The organism is Tabrizicola caldifontis (assembly GCF_004762095.1).
Classification (GTDB): Bacteria; Pseudomonadota; Alphaproteobacteria; order Rhodobacterales; family Rhodobacteraceae; genus Tabrizicola; species Tabrizicola caldifontis.
Window position 1 is genome coordinate 1 of record NZ_SIJH01000025.1, and the last position, 23,428, is coordinate 23,428.

A 23,428-nucleotide genomic window follows, 5' to 3' on the forward strand; every position below is an offset into this window, starting at 1 on the left:
AGCCGCAGCGACCCGCAAAAAGAAGGAAGACAGCCATGCCTTGACCCCAGCCTGAGCCGAAATCCATAATCAGAGGTGGCTCACTTCTCGATGGAAAACCCGGCTCAGTTCTGGGTGGAAATCAACAAGGAATGGTCGATTCGGCGCAGCCAGCGGCATGAAGGAAACTCCGTTCGGGCCTTCATGATAGGTTTGCCGAAAGGGAACGGCCAACATGATCTTCCGCGCGGCATCCGGAACTGAATAACGCGTCGAAGAACGCTGCTTGGCCGACTGCGATATCCGGCGGAATGCACGACTGACTTCCCGGCTCTTCGCGCTCCTTTGACAACCCCTTGTTTCAACTTGAAATCCTCTGCCGCGACCGGCGAACACGGAGCAAACCGCCTCAGGAGGTTCGCTCCCAATGCAAGACGACATCGCCTTCGCGCCGCCCGCCGAGACGCTCACGACTGATGAGCGGCTGGCGGAACTGGCCGCCATCCTCGCCAGCGCCATCGCACGGACCAACCCACGGGAAACGAACGAGAATTCTCCGCTCGGCGGAGACAGTTCGCTGGACATTCTCGTCCTCAGACGCCGTCGTCGGAGACAGGTACAAAACCGAGTTGGAGACGACACATGAGGAAGAACGCAAGGAAATCAGATGCAAAGGCTACGCTCGCCCACCGGGCGGAGGGGATCGACGTCCTGGCCGAACTGGCGGCGCTCAAGGCGATGACGGTGCCCGAGCTGCAGGGCAAGTGGCGGGTGATGTTCGGCGATCCCGCGCCGAACGCCAGCCGCGGGAACCTGCAGCTGCGGATCGGCTACCGCATCCAGGAACTCGCCCATGGCGGCATCAAACCCGCCACGCGCCGCACGCTGGACGCGCTGGCGGCCGAGGTCGCCTCGGGCGCGCCGGGCCCTCTGATCACGGATCCGCGCCGCCCGATCCCCGGCACAAAGCTGGTGCGCGAGTGGCAGGGCGAGGAGCATGTCGTCACCGTCCTGACCGACGGCTTCGAATGGCAGGGGCGGCGGTTCAGGTCGCTCTCGGCCGCCGTCAGGGCGATCACCGGCAGTCACTGGAACGGGTGGAAGTTCTTCGGCCTTGCCCATGGCGCGGAGGGTGAGGCGCGGCGGCCGAAGGCCGGCCATCGATCCGGTGGATCGATGGCAGCGACGAACGCCCGGAGCACAAGCGGAGGGCCGAACCCATGAGCCGCACCAAGCCCGAACCAGTCCGCCGCCTGCGCTGCGCCGTCTACACCCGCAAGTCGAGCGAGGAAGGGCTCGACATGGAGTTCAACAGCCTCGACGCGCAGCGCGATGCCTGCGAGGCCTACATCGCCAGTCAGCGCGCCGAGGGCTGGGTGGCGCTCCGCGACCGCTACGACGATGGCGGCTTCTCCGGCGGCACGCTGGACCGGCCCGCGCTGCAACAGCTGATCGGGGACATCGAGGCCGGGCTGATCGACGTGGTCGTGGTCTACAAGATCGACCGCCTCAGCCGCGCGCTGATGGACTTCTCGAAGCTGGTGGAGATCTTCGACCGCCACGGGGTCACCTTCATCTCGGTCACCCAGTCGTTCAACACGACCACCTCCATGGGACGGCTCACGTTGAACATCCTGCTCAGCTTCGCCCAGTTCGAGCGCGAGGTGATCGGCGAGCGCATCCGCGACAAGGTCGCCGCCTCGCGCCGGAAGGGCATGTGGATGGGCGGTCCGGTGCCGCTCGGCTATGTCGTGAAGGACCGCAAGCTGGTGATCGAGCCCGCCGAGGCGGAACAGGTCCGCACGATCTTCCGCCTCTATGCCCGGTCCAGCTCCACGGCACAGGTGCTGAAGGAGCTGCACGCCCGCGGGATCCGCACCAAGCGCGGCGCGGTGTTCGACCGGGGCTACCTGCTGAAGTTTCTGCACAACAAGGTCTACCTCGGCCTCGCCGTGCACAAGGACGAGGTCCATCCCGGCGAGCACGCTGCGATCATTGACCAGAAGCTGTGGGACGAGGCCCATGCCGTCATGGCTAACAACCGCGTCGCCCGGGCGGCCGTGGCGCGAACCGCCCAACCGGCGCTCCTGCGCGGGTTGATCTTCACCGAGACCGGTGCCGCCATGACGCCGCACCACACCAGGCGGAAGGGCAAGCGCTACTGCTACTACACCTCGATGGACGTGATCCGGAAACGCCCGGCCGCCGAGCTGCGTGGGCCGCAGCGGCTGCCGGGTGCCATGGTCGAGGAGGCCGTCATTGGCGAAATCCGCCGGCTGCTGCGCACGCCCGAGGTCGCGGCGCGCACCGCGCGCGCGGTGCGGAAGGACCGCCCCGATCTCGACGAGACCACCGTCGTCGCCGCGCTGGCGCAGTTCGACGATCTCTGGAAGGCGCTGATCCCGGCCGAGCAGGCGCGCATCGTCCAGCTGCTGGTCGCCCGGATCACGGTGAGCGAGGCGGGCCTTGCCATCGACCTGCGCCACGACGGCCTCGGCGCCATCGCAGCCCTTATGGCCCCGCCGAGGAAGGAGGTCGCCTGATGCCCGCGCCCGAGACCCTGCGCGTCCACATCCCGCTCCAACTCCGCCGCCGCGGTGGCCGCCCCCGGATCCTGCCGCCGAAGCATGTCGAGGCCGCCATGGGCCGCGGGCAGGACCCGCACCTCCTGCGCGCCATCGGCCGCGCATGGGGTTGGCGGCAGCGGCTGGAACGCGGCGACGTTGCCACGCTCGCCGATCTCGCCGCCGACGAGGGCCTGTCCGACCGCTACGTCAGCCGCCTCCTGCGCCTCGCGTGGCTGGCGCCCGATGTGCTCGAGCGGCTGGTCGTCTACCGCGAGCCCTCGACGATCAGCATCCACGACCTGTGCTTCGTGGCGTCCCTGCCGTGGGACGAGCAGCCGGGGCGGGTGTTCGACTGAGGGAGTGGCCTTCGCCGCTCGACCGGCGGTCGAGCGATGAACTGGCGCCTGCACCAGTTATCGACGATGCGCCGCAGCTGTCTTGTGGTTCCAATTTCGCAGCCACGCGAAACGCTCTGGATCCTGCTCGAGCAGAAAGTTCCGAATACGATCTCGCGCATCGGGTTCCGAACGGATCAGCAGCGCCCGCAGATCCTGGTCGATGGCGCGGCGCTCGGCACCCAAGGCCTCGGCCTTTGCATACCAGTCGTGACCGGCTGCTAGGTCCCCAAGCCCCATCGAGACAGCGCCGAGCAAGGTGCACGGCCTGAAATCGGCCGGGGTCAGTTCGTGCGCCTCCAGCCCGAGTGTCCTGGCTTCGGTGAGGCGGCCGGCATCGCGCATCGCACCTCCGCGCGTCGTCAAGAGCGCCGATCTCGTTTTCGGGCTCCGTCCCGCCTTGGCGAGCGCCGCCCCCGTTACCTCCAGCGCCTGCTGTGGTTCATCAGCCTTCCGCCAATGCGCACTGGCATTTACAGCATCCCAAGGATCGCGGCTTTCTCCCCAAGCCTTGGTGAGTGCTTCGGCTTCCAGCCGATGCCAGGCCTGCTGCAACGCATCGGTCCAGCAGTCGTCAGCCTCGGTCGACAGCCAAGCGACGTCTGCGGGCGCCAGGCGGTCGCCGCTCGCTACCTGTTTCAGCAGCCGCATTGCACGCGGATAGTGCTCTGTATCGATGAAGCCGATGCCGAACCGATCCCGCAACTCCCGGGCTTCGCGCTTGCGGCGCAGGGCGGGATCATTCTCCATCGCGGCAAACCGCGCCTTGATCGCGGCATCCATCGCCTCGGCCTTTCGGGCCTGCTCGGCTGCTGCCCTGTCGGCATCGTCCTTCGCCTTTTGGATACGCTCTGACCGCTCGCGCGCAGCAGCCTGCTCGAAGGCAAGCCGATCGATCTGACCGGTCGCCAGCGCCAGAAGAGAGTTGAGTCCGCCGGACATCAGGAACCCCTGCGCCACGGAGGTCAGCGTCTCGCCCGCCTCGATCTTCTGCAGAATTCCGTTCAACCGCGCACCGACGAGCGCGGCACCCGGCAGATCATCGACAAGATACTTCTCCGCCAAGCCGGCTTGGGACGATCCCGACATCAGACAACCTACGCGATCAAATATTCCGCTAAAGCCAAGCACGGTGACTGGCCGGAAGGCAATCCAAAAAATCCCGCAAAATCAGAGAGGTCAGGCCGAACGACACCGCCACCGCTACGCACCCTTCGACCAGCGCACCCAGCGGCTGCGCCTGCCGCCCGTTGCGGCTCTGTTCTCTTTGAGAGCGATGGACACAGGGGCCGAAGTTTTGGCGGAGTTGAAACTCAGGCCATTGGAAAGGCGAGGAAAATTCAGACCGAACCGAATTCGGCGAGGTTCGCCCGAACAGAGACGGAGCGCCGTTCAGAGCCCGGAATGGGCCTGGCTCGCAGCCTCAGAGGTTCGCATGGGGGAGGCAAAGCCCTTTGAAAAAACGACTATTTCCGCGCCACGCGGGGCGCCTGTCCGTGTTCGCGACAGGGATGATGGCGGAGGTGGCGGGCCTGACGTCGGACCTTCTCTGGTTTCAAGTGCTTCAACAAGTGATCCTCACACCGCCCAGCAAAGATGACAGGTGGCTGCGCAGGTCCGGCAGACGGCCATGACACCTCACCGTTCGGGCCAATCGCTGCGGCATAGTGGCCAATCGGCATATGCCGATTGACGCATACAGGCATCAGGTATATCTCCGGATTAACGCATAAGCGCAGGAGCACATGATGCCAATTGCGATCCTTTCGGCCCTGTCAGAACCGACCCGACTTGGGGCGATGCGGATCCTGGCCGATGGTCAGGAACATTGCGTCTGCCAGTTGATGGCGCGCCTTGATGCAACGCAAAGCCGAATGTCGCGGCATATGCAAACCCTCAAGCAGGCGGGCCTGGTCGTGGATCGGCGCGATGCGCAGTGGGTGCGCTATCGGCTGAACCCGAACCTCGCCCCTCAAATCAGGGCCATTCTGGACGCGGTTCTGGCCGCTGCCGAAGCCGAAGAAAGGAATGCCGCATGAGCGTGCAAACCTCCTCCCACCCCGCGCCGCGTCCCGATTGGGTCTGGCATGCGGGGCTTGTCGCCTTTGTCGCGATCTGGTGGCTGGTCTATCGCCAACTGATCCCGTTTTCGGAACTGATCACCTCGCTGTTCCCGGTTGAGCGTCACAGCCACACCGGCGAGGCGATCGCGTTCTTCTTCTACGATGTGCCCAAGGTGATGATGCTTCTGACGCTGATCGTCTTTGCGATGGGCGTGGTGCGCAGCTACTTTTCCCCCGAACGCACGCGCGCCCTCTTGGCGGGCAAGCGCGAAGGCGTCGGAAACGTCATGGCCGCGGGGCTGGGGGTGATGACGCCCTTCTGTTCCTGCTCGGCGGTGCCGCTGTTCATTGGCCTGGTCTCGGCGGGCGTGCCTCTGGGGGTGACATTCTCTTTCCTGATCGCGGCGCCGATGGTGAACGAGGTGGCGCTGGCGCTGTTGTTCGGGCTGGTCGGCTGGCAGGTCGCCGCGACCTATGCCGCCTTCGGCCTCGTCATCGCGATCATTGCGGGCTGGGTGATCGGCAAGCTGCATCTGGAGGGTTGGCTGCAGGACTGGGTGCGCGACATCCATTCCGGTGCCACCGCCCCCGACGCGGCCGATGACGCGCCGCTGACGCTGGTGGATCGTTACCGTCTTGGCATCGAGGCGGTGCGCGAGATCTTCGGCAGGGTCTGGATGTGGATCATCCTGGGCATCGGCATGGGGGCCCTGATCCACGGCTATGTGCCGCAGGATCTGATGGCGCGCATCATGGGCGCGGACGCCTGGTGGTCGGTTCCCGCCGCCGTGGTCATCGGCATCCCGATGTACACCAATGCCGCCGGAGTGATCCCGATCGTCGAGGCGCTTCTGGGCAAGGGCGCCGCCCTTGGCACCGTCCTGGCCTTCATGATGAGCGTGATCGCGCTGAGCCTGCCCGAGATGATCATCCTGAAACAGGTGCTGACGCTGCGCCTGATCGCCGTGTTCGTCGGCGTGGTCGGATCAGGCATCCTGGCCGTCGGCTATCTGTTCAACTTCCTGTTCTGAAAGGACAAGTCATGGACATCAAGGTTCTGGGCCCCGGCTGCGCCAAGTGCAAGGCCACCGCCGATCTGATCACCCGCGTGGCGGGCGAGGCGGGCAAGACGGTGACCATCGAAAAGATCGAGGACATGCGCCAGATCGTGTCCTACGGCGTGATGACCACGCCTGCGGTGGTGGTGGGCGGCAAGGTCGTGCACAAGGGGTCTGTCCCGTCCCACGATCAGGTTCTGGGCTGGCTGGGCTGACATCATGGCACCGCAGAAGAAATTCCACCTCGTCTTTTCGTTCATCATGGGCGCGATGATGGTGTTCCTGATGACCTTCGTGATCACCGCAGTGAACCTTGGTTTCGGCCCGCATTTTCTGGGCGCCTGGGTCCGGGTCTTTGCGATTGCCTATGTCATCGCCGTGCCGGTGATCTTCTTCCTCGCCCCCATCGCGCGCAAGCTGACCGGCGGTCTGCTTGGCGTTCAAGCCTGAAAGGAAACGCCATGAATGAAGTGCTGAAGAAAGACCTGGCCGAAGCCCGCGAAGTCTGCCCGACCAGCTCGCAGCGCCTGCTGAAGGACGGGGCCCTGCTGGTCGATGTGCGCGAGCCTCACGAAGTCGCGCAGGTGGGCTATGCCGGGTGCGAGGTGGTGAACATTCCCCTCAGCCAGTTCGAGGATCGTTGGCAGGAAGTGCCGCGCGACCGCGACGTGATCCTGGCCTGCGCGGTGGGCGAACGCAGCCTGAAGGCGACCTATTTCCTGATGTATCAGGGCTACACCCGCGTGATGAACATGAAGCCCGGCATCGCCCGCTGGGTGGCGCGCGGCTTCCCCATCACCGGATCGCCCGAGGCGGTCGAGGCATCCGCGGCAACTTCATCCTGCTGCGGCGGTGCTTCGGCGACCGTGAGCCCGTCGTCATGCTGCGGCGGCGAGCCGTCCTCCGCTTGTTGCTGAGACCGGGACGATGCCCACCAATCCTCGTCATGGGCCCCAAGACCGGGAAATGCGGCCACATTGGCGCCTGCAGGACCGGTTTGAGGCCAGCCCCCCCCCGGAGCCAGTGGTTCGCCACGCTCGCCGGGCTCGTCGCGGTCGTATCGATCTGGCGCGGCACCTGGCTTTTGATGGATCTCTACGTCTTTCCCTTGTCGCCGGTGCTGAGCAGCATCGCCAGCATCGGCTCTGGGCTCATGCTTCTGTTCATCGCGGGCTGGAGCCTTGAAGATGCCGCCTGAGCGACCGCGCCGGATGCCACCCGGTCGGGCGCTTTGCCGAACGACGCACGACCGATCATAACGAGGACTTTTCATGCTGGAGTACCACGTCTCTGCCCGCCGCATCGACAGCCATGGCTCCGAGGCCTCCACGAAAGAGGCCCGCATCACGATCGATACCGACATGGCCGGGAGGGCCGATGCCTTCAATCCGGCCGAGCTGCTGCTTGCCAGCCTTGCCGCCTGCATCCTGAAGGGGACAGAACGCGTGATCCCGATGCTGAAGTTCGACCTGCGCGGGATCGAGGTTTCCCTGCATGGCGTTCGGCAGGACAGCCCGCCAAAGATGATCCGAATTGACTATGAGATTGTCGTGGACACTGACGAGCCCGATACGCGGCTGACCCTGCTGCACAAGAACCTGCAGAAATACGGCACGATCTACAACACCCTGGCGGAAGCCACCGCTCTTGCCGGCACGATCCGAAGGAAGGCCTGACCATGGCCCACGATCACGCGCACGACCACAGGGCCCCGGCCGATCTTGGCCCTGCCTTCCGTTGGTCGGTGGCGCTGAACACCGCCTACGTCCTGATCGAGGCGGCAGCGGGTTTCCTGACCGGCTCGCTCGCGCTTCTGGCAGATGCCGCGCACAACCTGACCGATGTCGCAGGCCTTCTGATCGCCTGGGGCGCGGCGGTTCTGGCGAAACGGGCGGGCTCGCAAGCCCACACCTGGGGCCTGGGGCGCGCGACGATAATGGCGGCGATGTTCAACGCCATCGCGATCATCGTCGGCGTCGGGGCGGTGATCTGGGAGGCATCGCACCGTTTCCACACGCCGGTCGAAGTGCCGGGCACGACGATCCTGTGGGTTGCCCTGATCGGGATCGCAGTCAATACGGGCTCGGCGCTCCTGTTCATGAAATCGCAAAAGGACGACCTGAACGCCAAGGGGGCCTTCCTGCACATGGCCGCCGATGCGGCGGTGTCGGGTGCAGTGGTGTTGGCCGCGTTGGGGATCATCCTGACCGGCAAGACCTGGATCGACCCTGCGGTAGCCATTGCCGTCAGCCTGCTGATCTCCGTGACGGCGACGGGCCTGCTGCGCGCCTCGTTGCATCTCAGCCTCGATGGTGTGCCCGATGGCATTGATCCGCAGGCCGTTGCCACCTTCATCGGTAATCAGCCGGGCGTGTCCAACGTGCATGACCTGCACATCTGGGCGCTTTCGACGACCAAGACGGCCCTGGCCGCGCATGTCGTCTGGCAAGGCCCCGACGTGGATGACTTCCTCGACCATGTGACCGACGAGCTGGAACATGACTTCGGGATCAGTCATGTCACCCTGCAACTGGAAACCGCGCCGTGCGAGCGGGCGGGCATCTGTCTTGCGACGTGATCGGCCTGCCGCCCGTCAGGACACGGGCTTGGCCGTCACGAGAACCAGGCCCGCGTCATGAACCAGAGCGGTGATCCGGTCGAGGAAGGGGGCCACCGCCTCCTGTTTCTCGGAGGTCACCTCGAAGCTCATGAAGGACGGGGCCTTCTGCCGTGCGCCCTTCACGGTCGGCACCTCCAGGCGCAGGTTCACGATGTCGAAGGGCTGGTCCGCGATCAGCTCTTCCAGCCGGACGAGGAAGCGCTTGTCGCCGAACTCGCCCGCAACCTCGACCTGCGCGCGCGTGGGCACCGCCGCAGCGGCAGCGCTGGCGGCGGCAACGGTCGCGCGCATCTTCTGGGCGTCGTCGCGTTCGTGCTTGGCCAGCGCTTCCTTCTTCACGCTGCGAAAGATCTGGTGTTCGCGTTCGACCTTCCAGACGGTGTCGAGCGCGGGGAAGCTGATCGCCCCCGTCGGACAGACATTGGCACAGGTCGAGCAGCCGACCACGCATTCCATGGCCGCCACCGGCACCGCCACGCCACCCTCGATCTCGTAGACGCCCCGCCCGCAGGTGACATAGCAAAGCTGGCAGCCGATGCAGGCCTCGGCATCGACCGCCGGCTTCCACGGGATTTCGTCGCGCGGGATGCCGTGCCAGGTCTTCTTGTCGCCACTCATCGCTCAGGCCCTCCGGTTCAGGATGCTGCGCCAGCCATCCAGCGTGCGCACATAGTTCAGCCGCGTCCAGGCCGTGGGGTCCGGCGCGCGGTCAAGGTTCAGGATGCCGCGCAGGGCATCGTTTGTCGGGTAGCCGCCCGCCTCCAGCGCCCGGCGCAACCCGTCGAGGATCGACCCGATCCGCTCGGGCCCGTGGGCCAGCGTGGCCGAGGTGACCTGCACCACGGCGGCCCCGCAGGCTATGGCCTGGGCCGCGTGCTGGCCGGACTGGACGCCCCCCGAACAGGCAAGATCCAGCCCCGGCACCCGCGCCGACAGGATCGCCAGCGCATGCAGGCGGGGCGGCAGTTCGGCGGCGGTAGAAAGCTCCAGGTGCCGCTCGACCTCGAGCGCCTCCAGATCGACGCGCGGGGCGAACAGGCGGTTGAACACGGTCACACCTGCCGCCCCCACCCCGCGCAGACGCGTGGCGAAAGAGGGAAGCGCGGTGTAGGTGGGCGCCAGCTTGACCGTGACGGGGATGGTGACGGCCTGCACCACCGCGGCCACCAGCCCGGCCTGTCGCGCCTCGACCGCGGCCGCATCCTCGGCCGGGTCGGTCGCGATGTCGTAAAGGTTCAGCTCCAGCGCATCGGCGCCCGCATCCGCCAGCTTGACCGCATAGCGCGTCCAGCCGCCGTTGCTGGTGCCGTTCAGCGAGGCGATGACGGGCACATCCACCGCCCCCTTCAGCGCGGCAAGCTCTGCCAGATACCCTTCGCCATCCATCGAGAACGCGCCCGAGGGCAGGAAGCCGCCCGCTTCGGCATCGTGGTCGGCCAGCGCGTCGATCATCAGATGCGCGGCCATCTGTTCCTCGGCCAGCTGCTCTTCGAACAGGGAATGCATCACGATCGCTCCGGCGCCGGCCTGCACCGCCCGCCGGGCGGCGTCCGGGTCTTGCGACAGCGGTCCGGCCCCGACGATGACGGGTGATTTCAGGGTCAGCCCCAGCCATCGGGTTGTCAGGTCAATCATCGTCGCCCTCCTTGTCGGTCGGCAGATGGATCCCCGACAACTGCCGATACAGGGCCTGCCGCTGTCGTGCGCCCTCGCGGGCGGCCTGAAGCAAGGCTCTCGCCCGCTCCGGCGAGCGCAGTTCGACCATGCGGAACCGCGCCTCCTGTCCCATGTAGTCGACCATGTCGAGCGAAGGCTCGGGCGCGTCGAGTTGCAGGGGCGCCTCGCCGCGCGCGATCCGGGCGGGGTCGAAGCGGTAGGGGATCAGCGCGCCGGCGGAGATGGCACGGCGTTGCTGGCGGGGGGACTGGGCAAGGTCATAGCCATGCGCGATGCAGGGGCTGGCCGCGATGATGAGCGACGGACCGGGATGCGCCTCGGCCTCGAGCATCGCCTGCACGGTCTGGTCGGGCCGGGCCTGAAGGCCGACCTCGGCCACATAGACATGGCCATAGGACATGGCCAGAAGCCCCAGATCCTTCTTGCGCCCCTCCTTGCCCGCCACGGCAAACTTGGCCGATGCACCGGTCGGCGTGGCCTTGGACGCCTGCCCGCCGGTGTTGGAATAGACCTCGGTATCCAGCACCAGCACGTTCACCTTGCGCCCCGAGGCCAGCACATGATCGAGGCCGCCATAACCGATGTCATAGGCCCAGCCATCCCCGCCGACGATCCACAGGCTGGTGGGCAGAAGCGCGTCGAGGTCATGTGCAAGGCCGTCGCCCGCCAACGCCGCCGCCTCTGCCAGCAGCGCCCTGATGCGCGTCACCTCGGCCGGATCGGCGGTCTGCCGCGGCATCGCCGCCAGCTCTGCTGCCAGTCGTTCGGGCAGGACGGCCTGCGCCGCAGCCAGCACCCGCGCGCGCCGGCTGTCGAGCGCCAGACGCATCCCCAGCCCGAATTCGGCGTTGTCCTCGAAGAGCGAGTTCGACCAGGCCGGGCCGCGCCCCTCGGCGTTCTTCGTCCAGGGCGTCGTGGGCAGATTGCCGCCATAGATCGAGGAACAGCCGGTCGCATTGGCGATCAGGAGGCGATCGCCGAAGAGTTCGGACAGAAGCCGCAGATAGGGGGTTTCGCCGCAACCGGCGCAGGCGCCGGAGAATTCGAACAGCGGCTCGCGCAGGCTGGCGGTGCGGCGGTCGATGGGCAGGGCATCGAGCGGCGCCGACGGCAGGGTGAGGAAGAACTCCCACGCCGCGCGCTCGGTTTCCAGATGGTCGGCCAGGGGGGCGGCATTCAGCGCCTTGCGCTTTGGGTTCTGGCGGTCGCGGGCGGGGCAGAGCTCGATGCAGAGCCCGCAGCCGGTGCAATCCTCGGGTGCGACCTGGACCGTGTAGTGCATCCCTTCCAGCGCCGGCTCGAACGCCTCGGGGCGCGAGCGGAAGCCCTGTGGCGCATCCGCCAGGGCCCCCGGGTCAAAGACTTTGACCCGGATCGCCGCATGAGGGCAGATCATGGCGCAGCGCGTGCATTGCACGCAAAGGTCAGGCTCCCAGACCGGGATCTCCAGCGCGATGGCGCGTTTCTCCAGCCGGCTGGAGCCGCTGGGCCAGGTGCCGTCCGGCGGGAAGGCGCTGACCGGCAGCTCATCGCCCTGACCGTCGAGAAGCGCGCGCGTCACCCTCTGGGCGAAGTCGTCCGCACCCGTGGGCACCGAAGGCCGCAGGGCATGGGTCGAGGTCGTCCTTTCGGGCAGCGGCACCGCGCGCAGGCCCGCCAGTGCCGCATCTATGGCGGCCACGTTGCGCCGCACCACTTCGGGGCCGCGCTTGCCCCAGGTCTCGGCGACCGAGTCCTTCAGTGCGGCAAGGGCCGTATCGCGCGGCAGGACGTCCGACAGGGCCAGGAAACAGGCCTGCATCACCATGTTGATCCGCCGCCCCAGGCCCGCCTTGCCGGCGATGGCATAGGCGTCGATCACATGCAGCTTGCAGGCCCGGTCGATCAGCGCGGCCTGCGCCTCGCGCGACAGGCTGTCCCAGAAGCGCGCGGCGTCAAGGGGCGTGTTGACCAGAACCATCGCACCCGGGCGGGCGCGGGCGAAGATATCCCGACGCTGAAGGAACTCCGGCGCATGGACAGCGACAAAGCCGGCTTCGGCAATGCCATAGGTCGCCCGGATCGGACGCGGCGAGATCCGCAGGTGCGAGATCGTCGTCTGCCCGGCCTTGCGGCTGTCGTATTCGAAATGCCCCTGCACATGCAGACCCGTGTGTTCGCCGATCAGCTTGATCGTGGCCTTGGCCCCCGACACGGTTCCGTCCGAGCCAAGCCCGAAGAACAGCGCCTCGGCCACGTCCGGCGCGATCAGCGAGCGTTCGAAATCGCGGTCGGGGTCAAGCGATGTGCCCGACACGTCATCGCGGATCCCCAGCGTGACCCGCGCCTTCGGCCGGTCGCGGGCCATCTCGTCGAACAGCGCCTTGACATGGCCGGGCGTGAAGTCCTTGCCGCCAAGGCCATAGCGCGCTCCGATGATCCGCGGCAGGCCCGCGCGCCGCCCGTCTTGCACGGCCAGGGCCAGCGCCATCGTCACTTCCTGCAACAAGGGCTCGCCCGAAGAGCCGGGTTCCTTGGTGCGGTCCAGCACGGCCAGGGACGTGACGGTTTCCGGCAGCGCGGCCAGCAGGTGATCGGTCGAGAAGGGGCGGAACAGACGCACCCGCAGCACGCCGACCTTTGCGCCGCGCGCCACCAGCGCATCGACCGTTTCCTCGGCGGTCTCGGCCCCCGAACCCATCAGGATCACGACCCGTTCGGCCTTCGGGTCACCCGCATAGTCGAACAGGCCATAGCGCCGCCCGGTCAGGTCGGCAAAGCGTGCCATGGTCTCGGCCAGGCGGTCGGGGAAGGCCGCGGAGAAGGGCTCTGCCGCCTCACGACCCTGAAAGAAGGTGTCGGGGTTCTGCGATGTGCCGCGGATCGCGGGCCGTTCCGGGTTCAGCGCGCGGGCACGATGCGCGGCAACAGCGCCGTCGTCGATCAGAGCCCGAAGCATGTCGTCCGAAAGCCCTTCGACCTGGCGGATTTCGTGCGAGGTGCGGAAGCCATCGAAGAAATGCAGCACCGGCACGCGCGCGGCCAGCGTCACCGCATGGCCGATGGCGGCCAGGTCCTGCGCCTCCTGGGCGGTGCCCGAGGCCAGCAGGGCAAGCCCCGCGCCCCGCACCGCCATCACGTCGGAATGGTCGCCGAAGATCGACAGCGCATGCGTCGCCACGCTGCGGGCCGCGACATGCAGGCAGAAGGGCGTCAGTTCCCCCGCGATCTTGTAAAGATCGGGCAGCATCAGCAGAAGGCCCTGCGAGGCGGTGAAGGTCGTCGTCAGCGCCCCCGCCGTCAGCGCGCCATGCACGGCGCCCGCGGCACCCCCTTCGGATTGCATCTCGACTACCTGCGGAACAGTGTCCCACAGGTTCGCACGGCCGTCGGCCGCCCACTGGTCGGCATGTTCGCCCATGACCGAGGCCGGCGTGATCGGATAGATCGCGACGACCTCGCTCAGCCGATAGGCGATATCGGCGACGGCCTCGTTGGCATCTATGGTGCGGATCGGGCCGGACATCGCTCAGAGCATTTCAAGCGCAAGGGCAATCCCCTGACCGCCACCGATGCAGAGCGTCACGACGCCCTTCTTCAGCCCGTCGCGTTTCATCGAATGGATCAACCGCGTGGTCAGCACCGCGCCCGATGCCCCAATCGGATGGCCGTGAGCGATGGCCCCGCCTTCGACATTGACGATATCCTCAGGCAGGCCCAGTTCGCGCAGAACGGCCAGCGCGATGGCGGCGAAGGCCTCGTTGATCTCGACCCGGTCCAGGTCCGCGACCGTCCAGCCCGCGCGGTCCAGCGCCTGCCGCACCGCCGGAACCGGGCCGATGCCGAACATCCCCGGCTCGACTGCGCCCACGCCGAAGGACGCGATCCGGGCCAGTGGCACAAGGCCCGCCTTCTCGGCGAACCCGCGGTCGGCCACGATCATCGCTGCCGCACCCGTATTCAGCCCCGGCGCATTGCCGCCGGTGATGGTGCCATCCTTGCGGAAGGCCGGTTTCAGGCGGGCAAGCGAGTCCAGCGTCGTCTCGGGCCGATTGTGTTCGTCCCTGGCAAAGCTCTCGGGCCCCTTGCGGCCCTTCACTTCGACCGGCGCGATCTCGGCCTCGAACAGCCCCGCCGCCTGCGCCGCGGAAAACCGCTGTTGCGACCGCAGGGCCCAGGCATCCTGATCGTCGCGGCTGATGCCGTATTTCGTGACCAGATCCTCGGTATGCCACCCGGAATGCTCGCCCGAGAAGGCATCGTTCAACCCGTCGGTCAGCATCGCGTCATAGATGGTCGCAGGCCCCATCCGATGGCCCCAGCGACCGCCGGGCATGAGATAGGGCGCCATGTCCATGTTCTCCATGCCGCCTGCCACCACGGCACCGGCCAGACCAAGCCAGACCTCCTGCGCCGCACTGGCCACCGCCTGCGCCCCTGACCCGCAGACGCGGTTCACCGTAAACGCGGGGGCGCCCACCGGCACCCCGCCGCCGATCGCCGCCTGCCGGGCCGGATTCATCCTGTTGCCCGCCTGGATGACGTTCCCCATGACCACGCTGTCCACCTTGGCCGGATCCAGACCCGAGCGCGCGAGCACGGCACGAATGGCGATTGCCCCGAGTTCCGTGGCTGGCGTGGATTTCAGCGTCCCGTTGTAAGTGCCCAAGGCGGTGCGGACGGGGGCACAAATGACGGCTTCTCTTTCGTGTACTTGGGCCATGCGCGATCTCCAAGAAACTCCCTGACTCCCAGAACTATTTTCAGTGCGCGATCTTCTCTGGAATGACGCAAATCAATTCGCTTCGTCATTTCGATAGCGATGGTCAAAAATCCGTCTCCAGATAGACCCCCGCACAGTCATACGCGACTACCGCAGCAGTGGTCCCGTTGTTCAGGAACAGCCGCGGCGTTAGGAACTGCGTCGCGGCGGGCAGGTCGGCGCTGACCTCCTGCTCGAACACCGCGCCCGAGACCTCGTCCACCACACGGACCCAGACGGAACTGCCATTCGGCGGGGCGGCGATGAACAGGGTCAGCACACCGCCGGTGGCGATGGCGAAGCTCGCCCCCATGTCGGTGAGCGTCGGCGCCCCGGTGCCGTCGTTCGCCACCAGTTGCCAGCGGGTATGCGTGCCGCGCTGGAGGCCGATGCCGATGCAGTTCAATACAGCGGCGAGCGTCAGCGTGGTGGCCAGCGCGGCGGTCGATCCATAGAGGCCGAAAAACCCCATCCCGGTCGCCTGCAGGGTCGTCAGGGAAATGCGCGTGACGAAGGTCCAGCCGCCGAGGCCCGCCGCGTTCCCGCGCCAGCAGGCCCAGCCTGCGGAACGCTGGTCGGCGACCGAGTCCGCCACGGCCGCCGAGGTCAGACGCCAGCGGCGCATCGAGGCGGCAAGGTTGGTTGCAGCCAGCGTGGGGTGAGAGACGGTGCCGACCGAGGTGATCGGCAGGCCTTCGCTGGTGATCGTCGTGCCGGTTGAGGGCGCCCAGTTGGCAATGCGGTTGACCCCGAAATGGGGCTGCAGCGGAAAGTCCCGCCCCGAGGGGCGCATAACGTCGATCCACGGCGCCCCGGCGCGGTTGCGGGCATAGACCGAGGCCTTGCCGGAAGGTGGCGGGGATGGCGCAGCGGTCAGCCCCGGCAGGGCCGTCGGCTGCGGCAGTTCCACCTGGCCGCTGGATCGGTCGATGCGGATCGCGTCGAAGAAGGCCGACCCGTCCGGGCTGACCTTGAAGCTGAAATCGTCATTGCCAAGGAGACCGATCAGCGCCCGCGCCGAGAACCCGGTCTTGAAGGCGAAAGCCGCGTCGTTCCCGGCGGCGGCCTTGTTGACCGTCGCCTCGACGCCCGCGCCCGCATTATTCAACAGAACAGCCGGAGTGTTCACGGACAGCCGGTTGTAGCTGTCGGCCGTCGCCCCGCCGAGGCCCAAGAGTTGCGCGGTCAGGTTTGCCTGCGGCATGCCGACCTGCGTGACCGTATTGGCGAAGGTCACGGTAGGCGTATTGATGACGGTCGTCCCACCGGCCCCGGCCGTGGCCGAGCCGATGTTCACGACGGTGGTCGACCCAGACGCGCCGCCGGTGCCGATGTTCACCGTCTTGGTGACGCCCGTGGTCGTGGCCCCTGTCCCCATGCCGTAGGTCGCAGTCCCGGTGGACGTACCGATGGTCGCTGTGGCCGCCGAGACCGTCACGGTGCCCGATGCCGTCAGCGTCCCCGAAAACGTCTTGTTCCCGGTGAAGGTCTGCGTTCCCGCGAGGATCGCCAGTTCGGACGAGGTATTCGGCAACGTGAAGCTGCGTGTGGTGCCCGTTGTGATCCCCGCCAGCGAGAAGGTGGTCTTCTTCGTCGGATCGGCGTCGTTCACCAGGCTGAACACGGCGTCCGAGACGTCGCGCGGCTCGCCCACCACCTCCCAGGCACTGCCGGTCCAGACGAGGAACAGCCCCTCTGCCGCAACCCAGACCAGCCAGCCGGTGCGCGGGACGAGGCGGATCCACGCACCGTCCACCCAGAAGGCGATGTTCAGATCCCATCCCGCCCAGAGGCCCGTTGCGCCCGAAGCGACGAGGTGCCGGTCGCCGTCGGCCGGGCTCGCGGGCGGTGCGATGCGCGTGCGGTCGAGCACCGAGAGCTGCACCATGGCGTCGAGCAGCCGCAGCGCCTCGTTGTGGGTGACATGCTTCTGTGCCTGCGCGGCCAGAAGGTAGGGCAGGCCCAGATGGGTCGTGGTGTCGGACATGGGGATTCCCGTGAGTTGGGATCAGAATTGCAGCATGACGATCGCTGGCGTGCCGCGACCGAGGCGGTTCGAGAGCTGGTAGATGCGGATGGCCAGTGTCTGGCCGGGGGCCAACGGCGCGCCCCAGTCGGCCGTCTGCTGGGCGGCGGTGTAGAGGACGGAGGCCGTGCTGCCGGTCAGCGTGCGCCTGACCGCAGCCCCGTCGAGGATCTGGACGTCATACCCCTCGATGTCCTCGGCCAGCGGCACCTCGACCTGTTCCCAGGCATCGGCCACGAGCGCCCGGGACCGCCGCGTCCAGCGGATCGTCAGATCGCCCGGGTTGCGGGCCGTTCGCCACGGCTGCTCGACATGGACCGGGGCGAAGGGAACAAGGCCCCGCCCGCTCGGGGTGAAGCCCAGCGCGGCGTAGCTCGCATCGCTGACCGCACGCGCGGCCGGGCCAACGCGCCAGTTCCACGGTAAGCCAAGGTCTGCCTCGGCAATGGGCAGCGAAGCAAGTGTCGTGTCCAGCACCACGACGCGCGCTCCGGCCGGGGCGGGGTTGCCCATCGCTTGCTCTGTCCCGCGCTGGCCGCGCAGGAGGCGGGTCAGCCGATAGCGGCTGGGGGCGATCAGTTCGGCCGCGCCCGCCTGGACGATCTCCCAGACGCCGGGCGCACTCTCGACGGCCAGCGCGTTGGCCCCGCCGAACAGCGCGACGTCGGTCACGCTTTCCAGCGTTCCGGACAGGAGATCGACCACCAGCGCGTTGCCCAGATCGAAGCGGGAGGTTGGCCCGGGAAAGAAGTCGAAGGCCAGCGTGCCGATCCGGGCCCGACCGCCGAACGTGGTCAGCAGATTGAAGCCGTCCGTCGAGGCGCTGCGGAACACCGCGATCTCGCCGGGCCAGGGGCTGGCATGCGCGGCGATCAGAGGGCGATGGGCGGGCTGATCCTCGCTGATCTGCGGCAGGTCCAGCATCACCACCTCCGGCGTGCCGAAGACGACGGGGCTGGCAAGGCTTGCGGGCCGCGGATCGCCGGGCGGCAGATCGTAGGCGGCGCGGTCCTGCCGGACGGCCTCGATCCCGCGCGCTTCGGCATCGGCGATGGAAACCAGCCGGAACTCGACCTCGCGGCCATCATGCGCGAGCCGGATCACGTCCGCAGGGTCGAGGGCAAGGCGCGAGGGCGGCAGGCGGAAGGTGGCGCTTTCCCGGCCGATCCAGGCTTCCATCAGCGCGCGGCGGCAGCGGCGTTCGGCCTCCTCGGGCGGGATGGCCATCGGGAAACTTTCCGAGGCGATGCGCGTCGTGTCGACGGTGATGCGTCGAGCCTCGACGAGGGCTGCATCATAGTCCTCATCCGCCCGCGCGACCTGCCACTTCAGGGCCTGGGGCAGTTCGGTCTCCTGGCCGCGCGTCAGTTCGAACGCCTCGCCCTCGCGAGAGGCGACAAGATCGTCGATGGCGAGCGTGACGACCGAGGCGCGGCCGCGCATGACGAAACGAATGACACCCTCGGTCTCGATGGCGTCGAAACCGAAATGCCGTGCCAGCGTGGAAATCGAGGCGCGGGGGCTTTCGAGGGCCCCGATCACACAGCCCTCGACCGCGCCCCAGAGGCCGGTGACGTCGATCAACGCCTCATCGAGCCCAGCGCGCAGGCAGAGGTGGCGCACGAGGGCCGCCAGCGACACCGCGCCCAGCCGTCCGGTCAGCCAGTGACCGAGCCGCCAGTTCGGGCCATCGGTCCAGACACCGGTCAGTTCCGGAAAGAACGGATAGGGGCGCGCGTCCCAGGTCCAGGCAGCGCATTCGGGGACATGCACCATCCGGCCGCCGTAAACAGTCGAGATCGGGTTGTTCGCGCCCTGACCCCACCAGAGGTAGCTCGCCTCGAGATAGGCGCGCTGGATGGCATCATCGCGCCAGCCGCGCGAGAAGTACGGGGTGAAGCTCTCGGACGACTTCGGATCGAAGAAGACGTTGGGCTGGTTCGTGCCCCGGTCGATGGCGGGGCAGCCCAGTTCCGTGAACCAGACGGGCTTGGACTGCGGCACCCATGCGGTGGGCGTGCCGCTCTCGACCCCGCCCGGCCGGTTGAAATGCGGGTTCGACCACCAGGCGCGGAGGTCCTTGTAGCGGAACACCCAGGGCTTGCCCGCGCTGCCATCGGTGATGGGCGTCCGCAGCTGCGCCGACCGGTCGGCGGCGCTGGCATAGAACCAGTCGAAGCCCTCGCCGCCCGCGATGTTGGCCTGCAGGTAGGCCCGGTCATGGATCGCAGGCCAGCCCTGCAGGGCATCAGCATGGTCGAATCCGTCGCGCCAGTCGGAGAGCGGCATGTAGTTGTCGATGCCAATGAAATCGATGTTCGCATCCGACCAGAGCGGGTCGAGGTGGAAGAACACATCGCCCGTACCGTCGCCGGGCTGGTGGCCGAAGTATTCCGACCAGTCGGAGGCGTAGCCGACCTTGGTGCCCGCCCCGAGGATCGCCTTCACGTCGGCCGCCAGCGCCTTGAACGCCGTCACGGCCGGATAGGCGCTGGCTCCCGACCGGATCGTCGTCAGCCCGCGCATCTCGGTCCCGATCAGGAAGGCATCGACGCCGCCCGCGACGGCGCAGAGATGGGCGTAGTGCAGGATCATGCGCCGCAGGCCCCAATCGCCAGCGGGACCGGTCCAGGTGACGGTGTCGCCCGACACTGCGAACTGTACCGGGGTGGCCGCACCGAAGAAGCTGGAGACCTGCGTCGCCGCAGCGGCGGTCTTGTCCGCGGTCCCCACAAAGCCTGCCGCAGGGGAACAGGTGATCCGGCCCCGCCACGGGAAACTCGGCTGGCCAGGCGTCGCGGCATTCGCGCTGTAGGGGTTCGGCAGCGTGTTCCCGGGCGGCACGTCCATCAGCAGGAAGGGATAGAACGTCACCCGCAGCCCGCGCGCCTTCATCTCGCGGATGGCCTGCACCACCGCGAAGTCGGCGGGCGTGCCGCCATAGACCGGACGGTCCTCGGCGTCGCGGCTGACCAGATGCGCGTTCGCCCGTGCCACGCCATTCACGGACCAAACCTTGGGGCTGGTGACCTTGGTCACCACCTCCACGCCAGGCTTGATGGTGCAGTTGCCCGCGCGCAGGTCATTGCCGAACCAGGCGACGACGAGGCTGACGCTTTCGACGGCCGGGGCCATGGCCTGCAGCCGATCGAGGGCCACGACGATATCGGCTTCATCCGGCAAGGCGTTCAGGTTATCGGCCGAGGTTGTGCCGCCGGTAGTCTGACTGAAGACCGTGGTCGTGGCGCCGACCGTCTTGCGGACCGCTTCTGTCGCATAGGTGAACTCGCCCGACGCAGGGATCATGGTCACGGCCTTGACCAGCCCCTCGGCCGTGTCGGGATCGGCCAAGGGACGGAAGACCTCGAACGACAGCTGCGGCAGGCGGTTGCCGTAGGTCGCAAGCGCCAGTTCCTCGAAAACGACATAGGCCGTGCCGCGATAGGCGGGGGTGTTGGCCGCGCCCATCTTGGCCGCAATGAAGGGATCGGCCCCTTGGGTCTCGTTCCCAGGATACCAGCGCCAGGTGATACCGGTCATATCCAGCGGTTTGCCATCGGCCCAGATGCGGCCGATGCCGGTGATCGGGCCTTCGCACAGCGCCACTGCAAAGCTGGCGTAGTACAGATACTCGGTGGTCTGGACCCGGCCACCGCCCCCGCCCTTGCCGCCGCCCTGCCTCGTGGTCTTCGTCTCCTCGCGGAAATCCGTGGCCCAGATGATGTTGCCGCCAATGCGCATGCGGCCGTAGAGGCGCGGGATGATCGCGCCTTCCGTGGCCGAGGTGATCCGCAAGCTGTCGAGGCGCTGGCCCTCGATCTTCTGCGCCGGGGCCAACGAGGACACGATCCAGCTGTCCACGACCGACCCGATGGTCGAGCCGATGAAGCCGCCGATTGCGGCCCCGGAAAAGCCGAGGATCGCGCCGCCGAAGGCCCCGCCGATGGCGGAGCCGACAGCGCCGAGGACAAGGGTGGCCATGGGAAAATCTCAGCGTGCAGGGAAGAGGAAGGCGAAGGCGATGCGCCGCCGCCATGCAGGTGTCATCGCTTCCTCGATCACGCCCAGCCGCTCATAGGCGTGAATGAAGGTGTCGGGGCCGGTGAGGATCCCGACATGCTTGGCGATGGCGCGGGGCATCATCCGGAACAGGACCAGTGCGCCGGACCCGGCCCCGGATGGATCAACTTCCAACATCATCGCCTGCGCCCCGTCTGCCAGCACCTCGCGCGGGCCGGTCTCGCCCCAGTCCCGGCTGTAGGGCGGGATGGGGAAAGGCTCCGGCCCGACGACCTCGCGCCAGACGCCCCGAGCGAGGCCGAGGCAATCGCAGCCGACGCCGCGGAGGCTGGCCTGATCGTGGTAGGGCGTGCCCAGCCAGGACCGGGCAGCGGCGATGACGCGGGCAGGATCGGCGGCCCTCACAGCACAGCTCCGTCATGGCCGCCGTCCCTGGTGGCGTAGCGCAGGACCGCGTCTTGCCCTGGGATGTGGGGGAACCCCCGGAAGTTGGCCACATTGGCGAACCTGGTCCCGCAGGTCGCGATCCGCTTGTCGCAGCCCGCCCGGACCACGAAGGCATCCGTCGCCGCTATCGGGCGCACCGGCGCTTCCAGCAGGGTCAGGATCGCCAACCCGTCGACGAGGTCGTGCGACAGCACCTCGACCCGCCGCCCCGCACTCGCGCCGGTCGACCATTCGACCAGGCCGAAGGCGAACCAGCCCGCCGCGAAGGAACCGAGGCCGGAAGCGGTGAAGGCCCTGTCGCGCAGCACATCGATCACCGCGCCGGTGCCGTTGAAGGCCGGGGCCTCGAGGTTCACGCCGCAGCGCGCATCGCCCAGCGCGGCGTCGCAACTCGCCTGAAACGTCCGCCCGACCGTCTGACCGAGGACATGGGCCAGCGACCGCACCTCGGCCACGAAGGCCAGTCGCCCACGCCGGATCTCGCCGATGGCCCCGCGCCGCAGAAGCACGCGCTGCGAAGGGGCTGACCAGTTCACGCGCCAGACCTCGACAGCCGCATTGTCCCAGCGCCCTTCGAGGATGTCGGTCTCGGTGATCCGATCCGACGACAGCACGCCTTGCGCATCCTGCGCGTCCACCGACAGATCAGAGCCGGATCGGACCTCGGAGGCGGTCAGACCGCTTTCCGGTTCGAACTCGGTTCCGTCGAACGCCAGCGTACGGTCATGGTCGGTAAAGCCGAAGATCACGCCATCGGTACGGGTGATCCGCCAGCACCAGGCGAGGGTCGTCGTGCCCTCGTCGAGATGGGCCTGCAGCGCGGGCGGGAGGGACTTCATGGCCGGTCTCCTCGTGCTGCGGCCGCACAGAGGGCGATGACGAAAACCCCGATCGCTCCGCCCACAACCATGCCTGCGAGGAACTCAATCATCGCCGCGAAACCCGCGTTCGAGGCGGTCCCGCAGGCCGATGAGGCCGAGGCCGAGCGCGATCAGCGCGGCAGGCGATGCGTCACCCGAACCAGACAGCAGTATGATCAGCCGGGCCAAATCGGAAAGCGGACCAGCGGCGGGCAGCGCAAGCAAGGCGGCACCCGTGGCGAAGGCGAGCAGCCCCGCCCACCAGGTGAGCGAGGTCGGACGAATGTAGCGCATGGGATCAGGCCCTCCGGATCAGGGTGGAGAAGAAGGCGGCCAGCCGGGCGAGCCAGCCGGTCGGAGCGGTGGCTGAAGGAGCGAGGACCGGAGGCGTCGGCGACGGCCCGCGAGCCAAGGCCAGAGCCTCATCCTCGGTCAGGCGTCGGATCGGTCGGGAGAAATCGACCCGGCCCGTGCGATCCACCGACCAGACCGGGATCGTCCCGCCGGGATAGCGGCCGTGGCGGAAGAGGTCGCGTTCGGCCTCGCGGCGCGAGATGATCGAGGCCGGCCGCCGCCAGTTCAGAAACGCGTCGGCGGCTGCAACGCGATTGCCTACGTTGAGCGCCTTCGTCAGCGTGGCCCTCGCGATGGCGCCGGTGTTGTAGTGGAAGGAGACCAGCGCATCGAACTCGTGGGGCGCGAGCGGCACCTTTACCGTGCGGCGCACCTCGGCCTCATAGGCGGCAAGATCGGCGCGGAAGAGCCGGAACGCCTCGCGGATCCCGACGTCGATGTCGGCAGGCATCCCGCGCAGCATGGTCGCCGGATCGGGCGGACCGGCGGCGGCCGTGTGGCCGATGCCGAAAGTCCAGACGTCCTTCACGTCGAGATAGGGTCCGGGCACGATTCCCTCGTGCCGGACGAGGGCCAAGAGGCCCCGGTCTGTCATGTGCATTGGATTACCTGAGGAGCGAG

24 protein-coding genes are annotated in these 23,428 nt (G+C 67.5%); 12 read left to right on the forward strand and 12 right to left on the reverse strand.

Annotated elements, in window-relative coordinates:
- Positions 1 to 406 precede the first annotated feature (406 nt).
- The 4 genes from EYB42_RS16145 to EYB42_RS16160 are packed head-to-tail and all read left to right on the forward strand — an operon-like array spanning position 407 to position 2,902.
- A complete protein-coding gene (locus EYB42_RS16145; RefSeq protein ID WP_135451113.1) occupies positions 407 to 625 on the forward strand; it encodes a hypothetical protein in 219 nt (72 codons plus the stop codon).
- A complete protein-coding gene (locus tag EYB42_RS16150; protein WP_135451114.1) occupies positions 622 to 1,203 on the forward strand; it encodes a DUF2924 domain-containing protein in 582 nt (193 codons plus the stop codon). The genes EYB42_RS16145 and EYB42_RS16150 overlap by 4 nt, the downstream gene beginning before the upstream one ends.
- Positions 1,200 to 2,522: a recombinase family protein gene (locus EYB42_RS16155; protein WP_135451115.1), complete on the forward strand. Its 1,323-nt coding sequence runs from the start codon at positions 1,200 to 1,202 to the stop codon at positions 2,520 to 2,522. Before EYB42_RS16150 ends, EYB42_RS16155 begins: the two co-directional genes overlap by 4 nt.
- Complete coding sequence (locus EYB42_RS16160) at positions 2,522 to 2,902, forward strand: hypothetical protein (RefSeq protein ID WP_135451116.1); 381 nt, start codon at positions 2,522 to 2,524, stop codon at positions 2,900 to 2,902. The genes EYB42_RS16155 and EYB42_RS16160 overlap by 1 nt, the downstream gene beginning before the upstream one ends.
- 57 nt (positions 2,903 to 2,959) lie before the next feature.
- Here the strand turns inward: EYB42_RS16160 and EYB42_RS16165 are convergent, their stop codons facing one another.
- A complete protein-coding gene (locus EYB42_RS16165; protein WP_167851052.1) occupies positions 2,960 to 4,030 on the reverse strand; it encodes a hypothetical protein in 1,071 nt (356 codons plus the stop codon).
- Between the two features lie 659 nt (positions 4,031 to 4,689).
- Between EYB42_RS16165 and EYB42_RS16170 the strand changes: the two genes are divergently transcribed.
- The 8 genes from EYB42_RS16170 (at position 4,690) to EYB42_RS16205 (ending at position 8,640) form a co-directional block, all read left to right on the forward strand.
- Positions 4,690 to 4,980 carry an ArsR/SmtB family transcription factor gene (locus EYB42_RS16170; RefSeq protein ID WP_135451118.1) on the forward strand — a complete coding sequence of 97 codons (291 nt, stop codon included), beginning with the start codon at positions 4,690 to 4,692 and terminating at the stop codon, positions 4,978 to 4,980.
- A complete protein-coding gene (locus EYB42_RS16175) occupies positions 4,977 to 6,035 on the forward strand; it encodes a permease (RefSeq protein ID WP_135451119.1) in 1,059 nt (352 codons plus the stop codon). Before EYB42_RS16170 ends, EYB42_RS16175 begins: the two co-directional genes overlap by 4 nt.
- Before the next feature lie 11 nt (positions 6,036 to 6,046).
- On the forward strand, positions 6,047 to 6,277 hold the full coding sequence (locus tag EYB42_RS16180; RefSeq protein ID WP_135451120.1) for a thioredoxin family protein: 231 nt from the start codon (positions 6,047 to 6,049) through the stop codon (positions 6,275 to 6,277).
- A gap of 4 nt (positions 6,278 to 6,281) precedes the next feature.
- A complete protein-coding gene (locus EYB42_RS16185) occupies positions 6,282 to 6,512 on the forward strand; it encodes a DUF2798 domain-containing protein (protein WP_135451121.1) in 231 nt (76 codons plus the stop codon).
- 11 nt (positions 6,513 to 6,523) lie between these two features.
- Positions 6,524 to 6,979 carry a rhodanese-like domain-containing protein gene (locus EYB42_RS16190; RefSeq protein ID WP_135451122.1) on the forward strand — a complete coding sequence of 152 codons (456 nt, stop codon included), beginning with the start codon at positions 6,524 to 6,526 and terminating at the stop codon, positions 6,977 to 6,979.
- Positions 6,980 to 7,059: 80 nt separating this feature from the next.
- Positions 7,060 to 7,260, forward strand: a complete 201-nt coding sequence (locus EYB42_RS17440; protein WP_167851053.1) for a hypothetical protein — start codon at positions 7,060 to 7,062, stop codon at positions 7,258 to 7,260.
- A gap of 73 nt (positions 7,261 to 7,333) precedes the next feature.
- Entirely contained in the window at positions 7,334 to 7,738 is a 405-nt protein-coding gene (locus tag EYB42_RS16200) for an OsmC family protein (protein ID WP_135451124.1), read from the forward strand.
- Between the two features lie 2 nt (positions 7,739 to 7,740).
- Positions 7,741 to 8,640 carry a cation diffusion facilitator family transporter gene (locus EYB42_RS16205; protein WP_135451125.1) on the forward strand — a complete coding sequence of 300 codons (900 nt, stop codon included), beginning with the start codon at positions 7,741 to 7,743 and terminating at the stop codon, positions 8,638 to 8,640.
- 15 nt (positions 8,641 to 8,655) lie between these two features.
- Here the strand turns inward: EYB42_RS16205 and EYB42_RS16210 are convergent, their stop codons facing one another.
- The 11 genes from EYB42_RS16210 to EYB42_RS16260 all read right to left on the reverse strand — a co-directional run.
- On the reverse strand, positions 8,656 to 9,300 hold the full coding sequence (locus EYB42_RS16210; protein WP_135451126.1) for a 4Fe-4S dicluster domain-containing protein: 645 nt from the start codon (positions 9,298 to 9,300) through the stop codon (positions 8,656 to 8,658).
- 3 nt (positions 9,301 to 9,303) lie between these two features.
- On the reverse strand, positions 9,304 to 10,317 hold the full coding sequence (locus EYB42_RS16215; protein WP_135451127.1) for a dihydroorotate dehydrogenase-like protein: 1,014 nt from the start codon (positions 10,315 to 10,317) through the stop codon (positions 9,304 to 9,306).
- Positions 10,310 to 13,864 (reverse strand): pyruvate:ferredoxin (flavodoxin) oxidoreductase, encoded by a 3,555-nt coding sequence (gene nifJ, locus EYB42_RS16220; RefSeq protein ID WP_135451128.1) that lies wholly within the window; start codon positions 13,862 to 13,864, stop codon positions 10,310 to 10,312. Before nifJ ends, EYB42_RS16215 begins: the two co-directional genes overlap by 8 nt.
- Positions 13,865 to 13,867: 3 nt before the next feature.
- On the reverse strand, positions 13,868 to 15,061 hold the full coding sequence (locus EYB42_RS16225) for a thiolase family protein (RefSeq protein ID WP_135451129.1): 1,194 nt from the start codon (positions 15,059 to 15,061) through the stop codon (positions 13,868 to 13,870).
- 103 nt (positions 15,062 to 15,164) lie between these two features.
- Complete coding sequence (locus EYB42_RS16230) at positions 15,165 to 17,087, reverse strand: DUF2793 domain-containing protein (protein WP_135451130.1); 1,923 nt, start codon at positions 17,085 to 17,087, stop codon at positions 15,165 to 15,167.
- A 21-nt stretch (positions 17,088 to 17,108) separates the two neighbouring features.
- Positions 17,109 to 21,107 (reverse strand): baseplate multidomain protein megatron, encoded by a 3,999-nt coding sequence (locus tag EYB42_RS16235; protein ID WP_135451131.1) that lies wholly within the window; start codon positions 21,105 to 21,107, stop codon positions 17,109 to 17,111.
- Between the two features lie 9 nt (positions 21,108 to 21,116).
- Entirely contained in the window at positions 21,117 to 21,551 is a 435-nt protein-coding gene (locus EYB42_RS16240) for an NlpC/P60 family protein (protein WP_135451132.1), read from the reverse strand.
- Entirely contained in the window at positions 21,548 to 22,432 is an 885-nt protein-coding gene (locus EYB42_RS16245) for a DUF2163 domain-containing protein (RefSeq protein ID WP_135451133.1), read from the reverse strand. Before EYB42_RS16245 ends, EYB42_RS16240 begins: the two co-directional genes overlap by 4 nt.
- Positions 22,429 to 22,524, reverse strand: coding sequence for a DUF3789 domain-containing protein (locus EYB42_RS17845; protein WP_135451134.1), 96 nt, complete (start codon positions 22,522 to 22,524; stop codon positions 22,429 to 22,431). The genes EYB42_RS16245 and EYB42_RS17845 overlap by 4 nt, the downstream gene beginning before the upstream one ends.
- Positions 22,517 to 22,747, reverse strand: coding sequence for a hypothetical protein (locus EYB42_RS16255; RefSeq protein WP_135451135.1), 231 nt, complete (start codon positions 22,745 to 22,747; stop codon positions 22,517 to 22,519). Before EYB42_RS16255 ends, EYB42_RS17845 begins: the two co-directional genes overlap by 8 nt.
- Before the next feature lie 4 nt (positions 22,748 to 22,751).
- A partial coding sequence (locus tag EYB42_RS16260) for a lysozyme (protein ID WP_240784228.1) occupies positions 22,752 to 23,428 on the reverse strand: 677 nt, incomplete at its 5' end.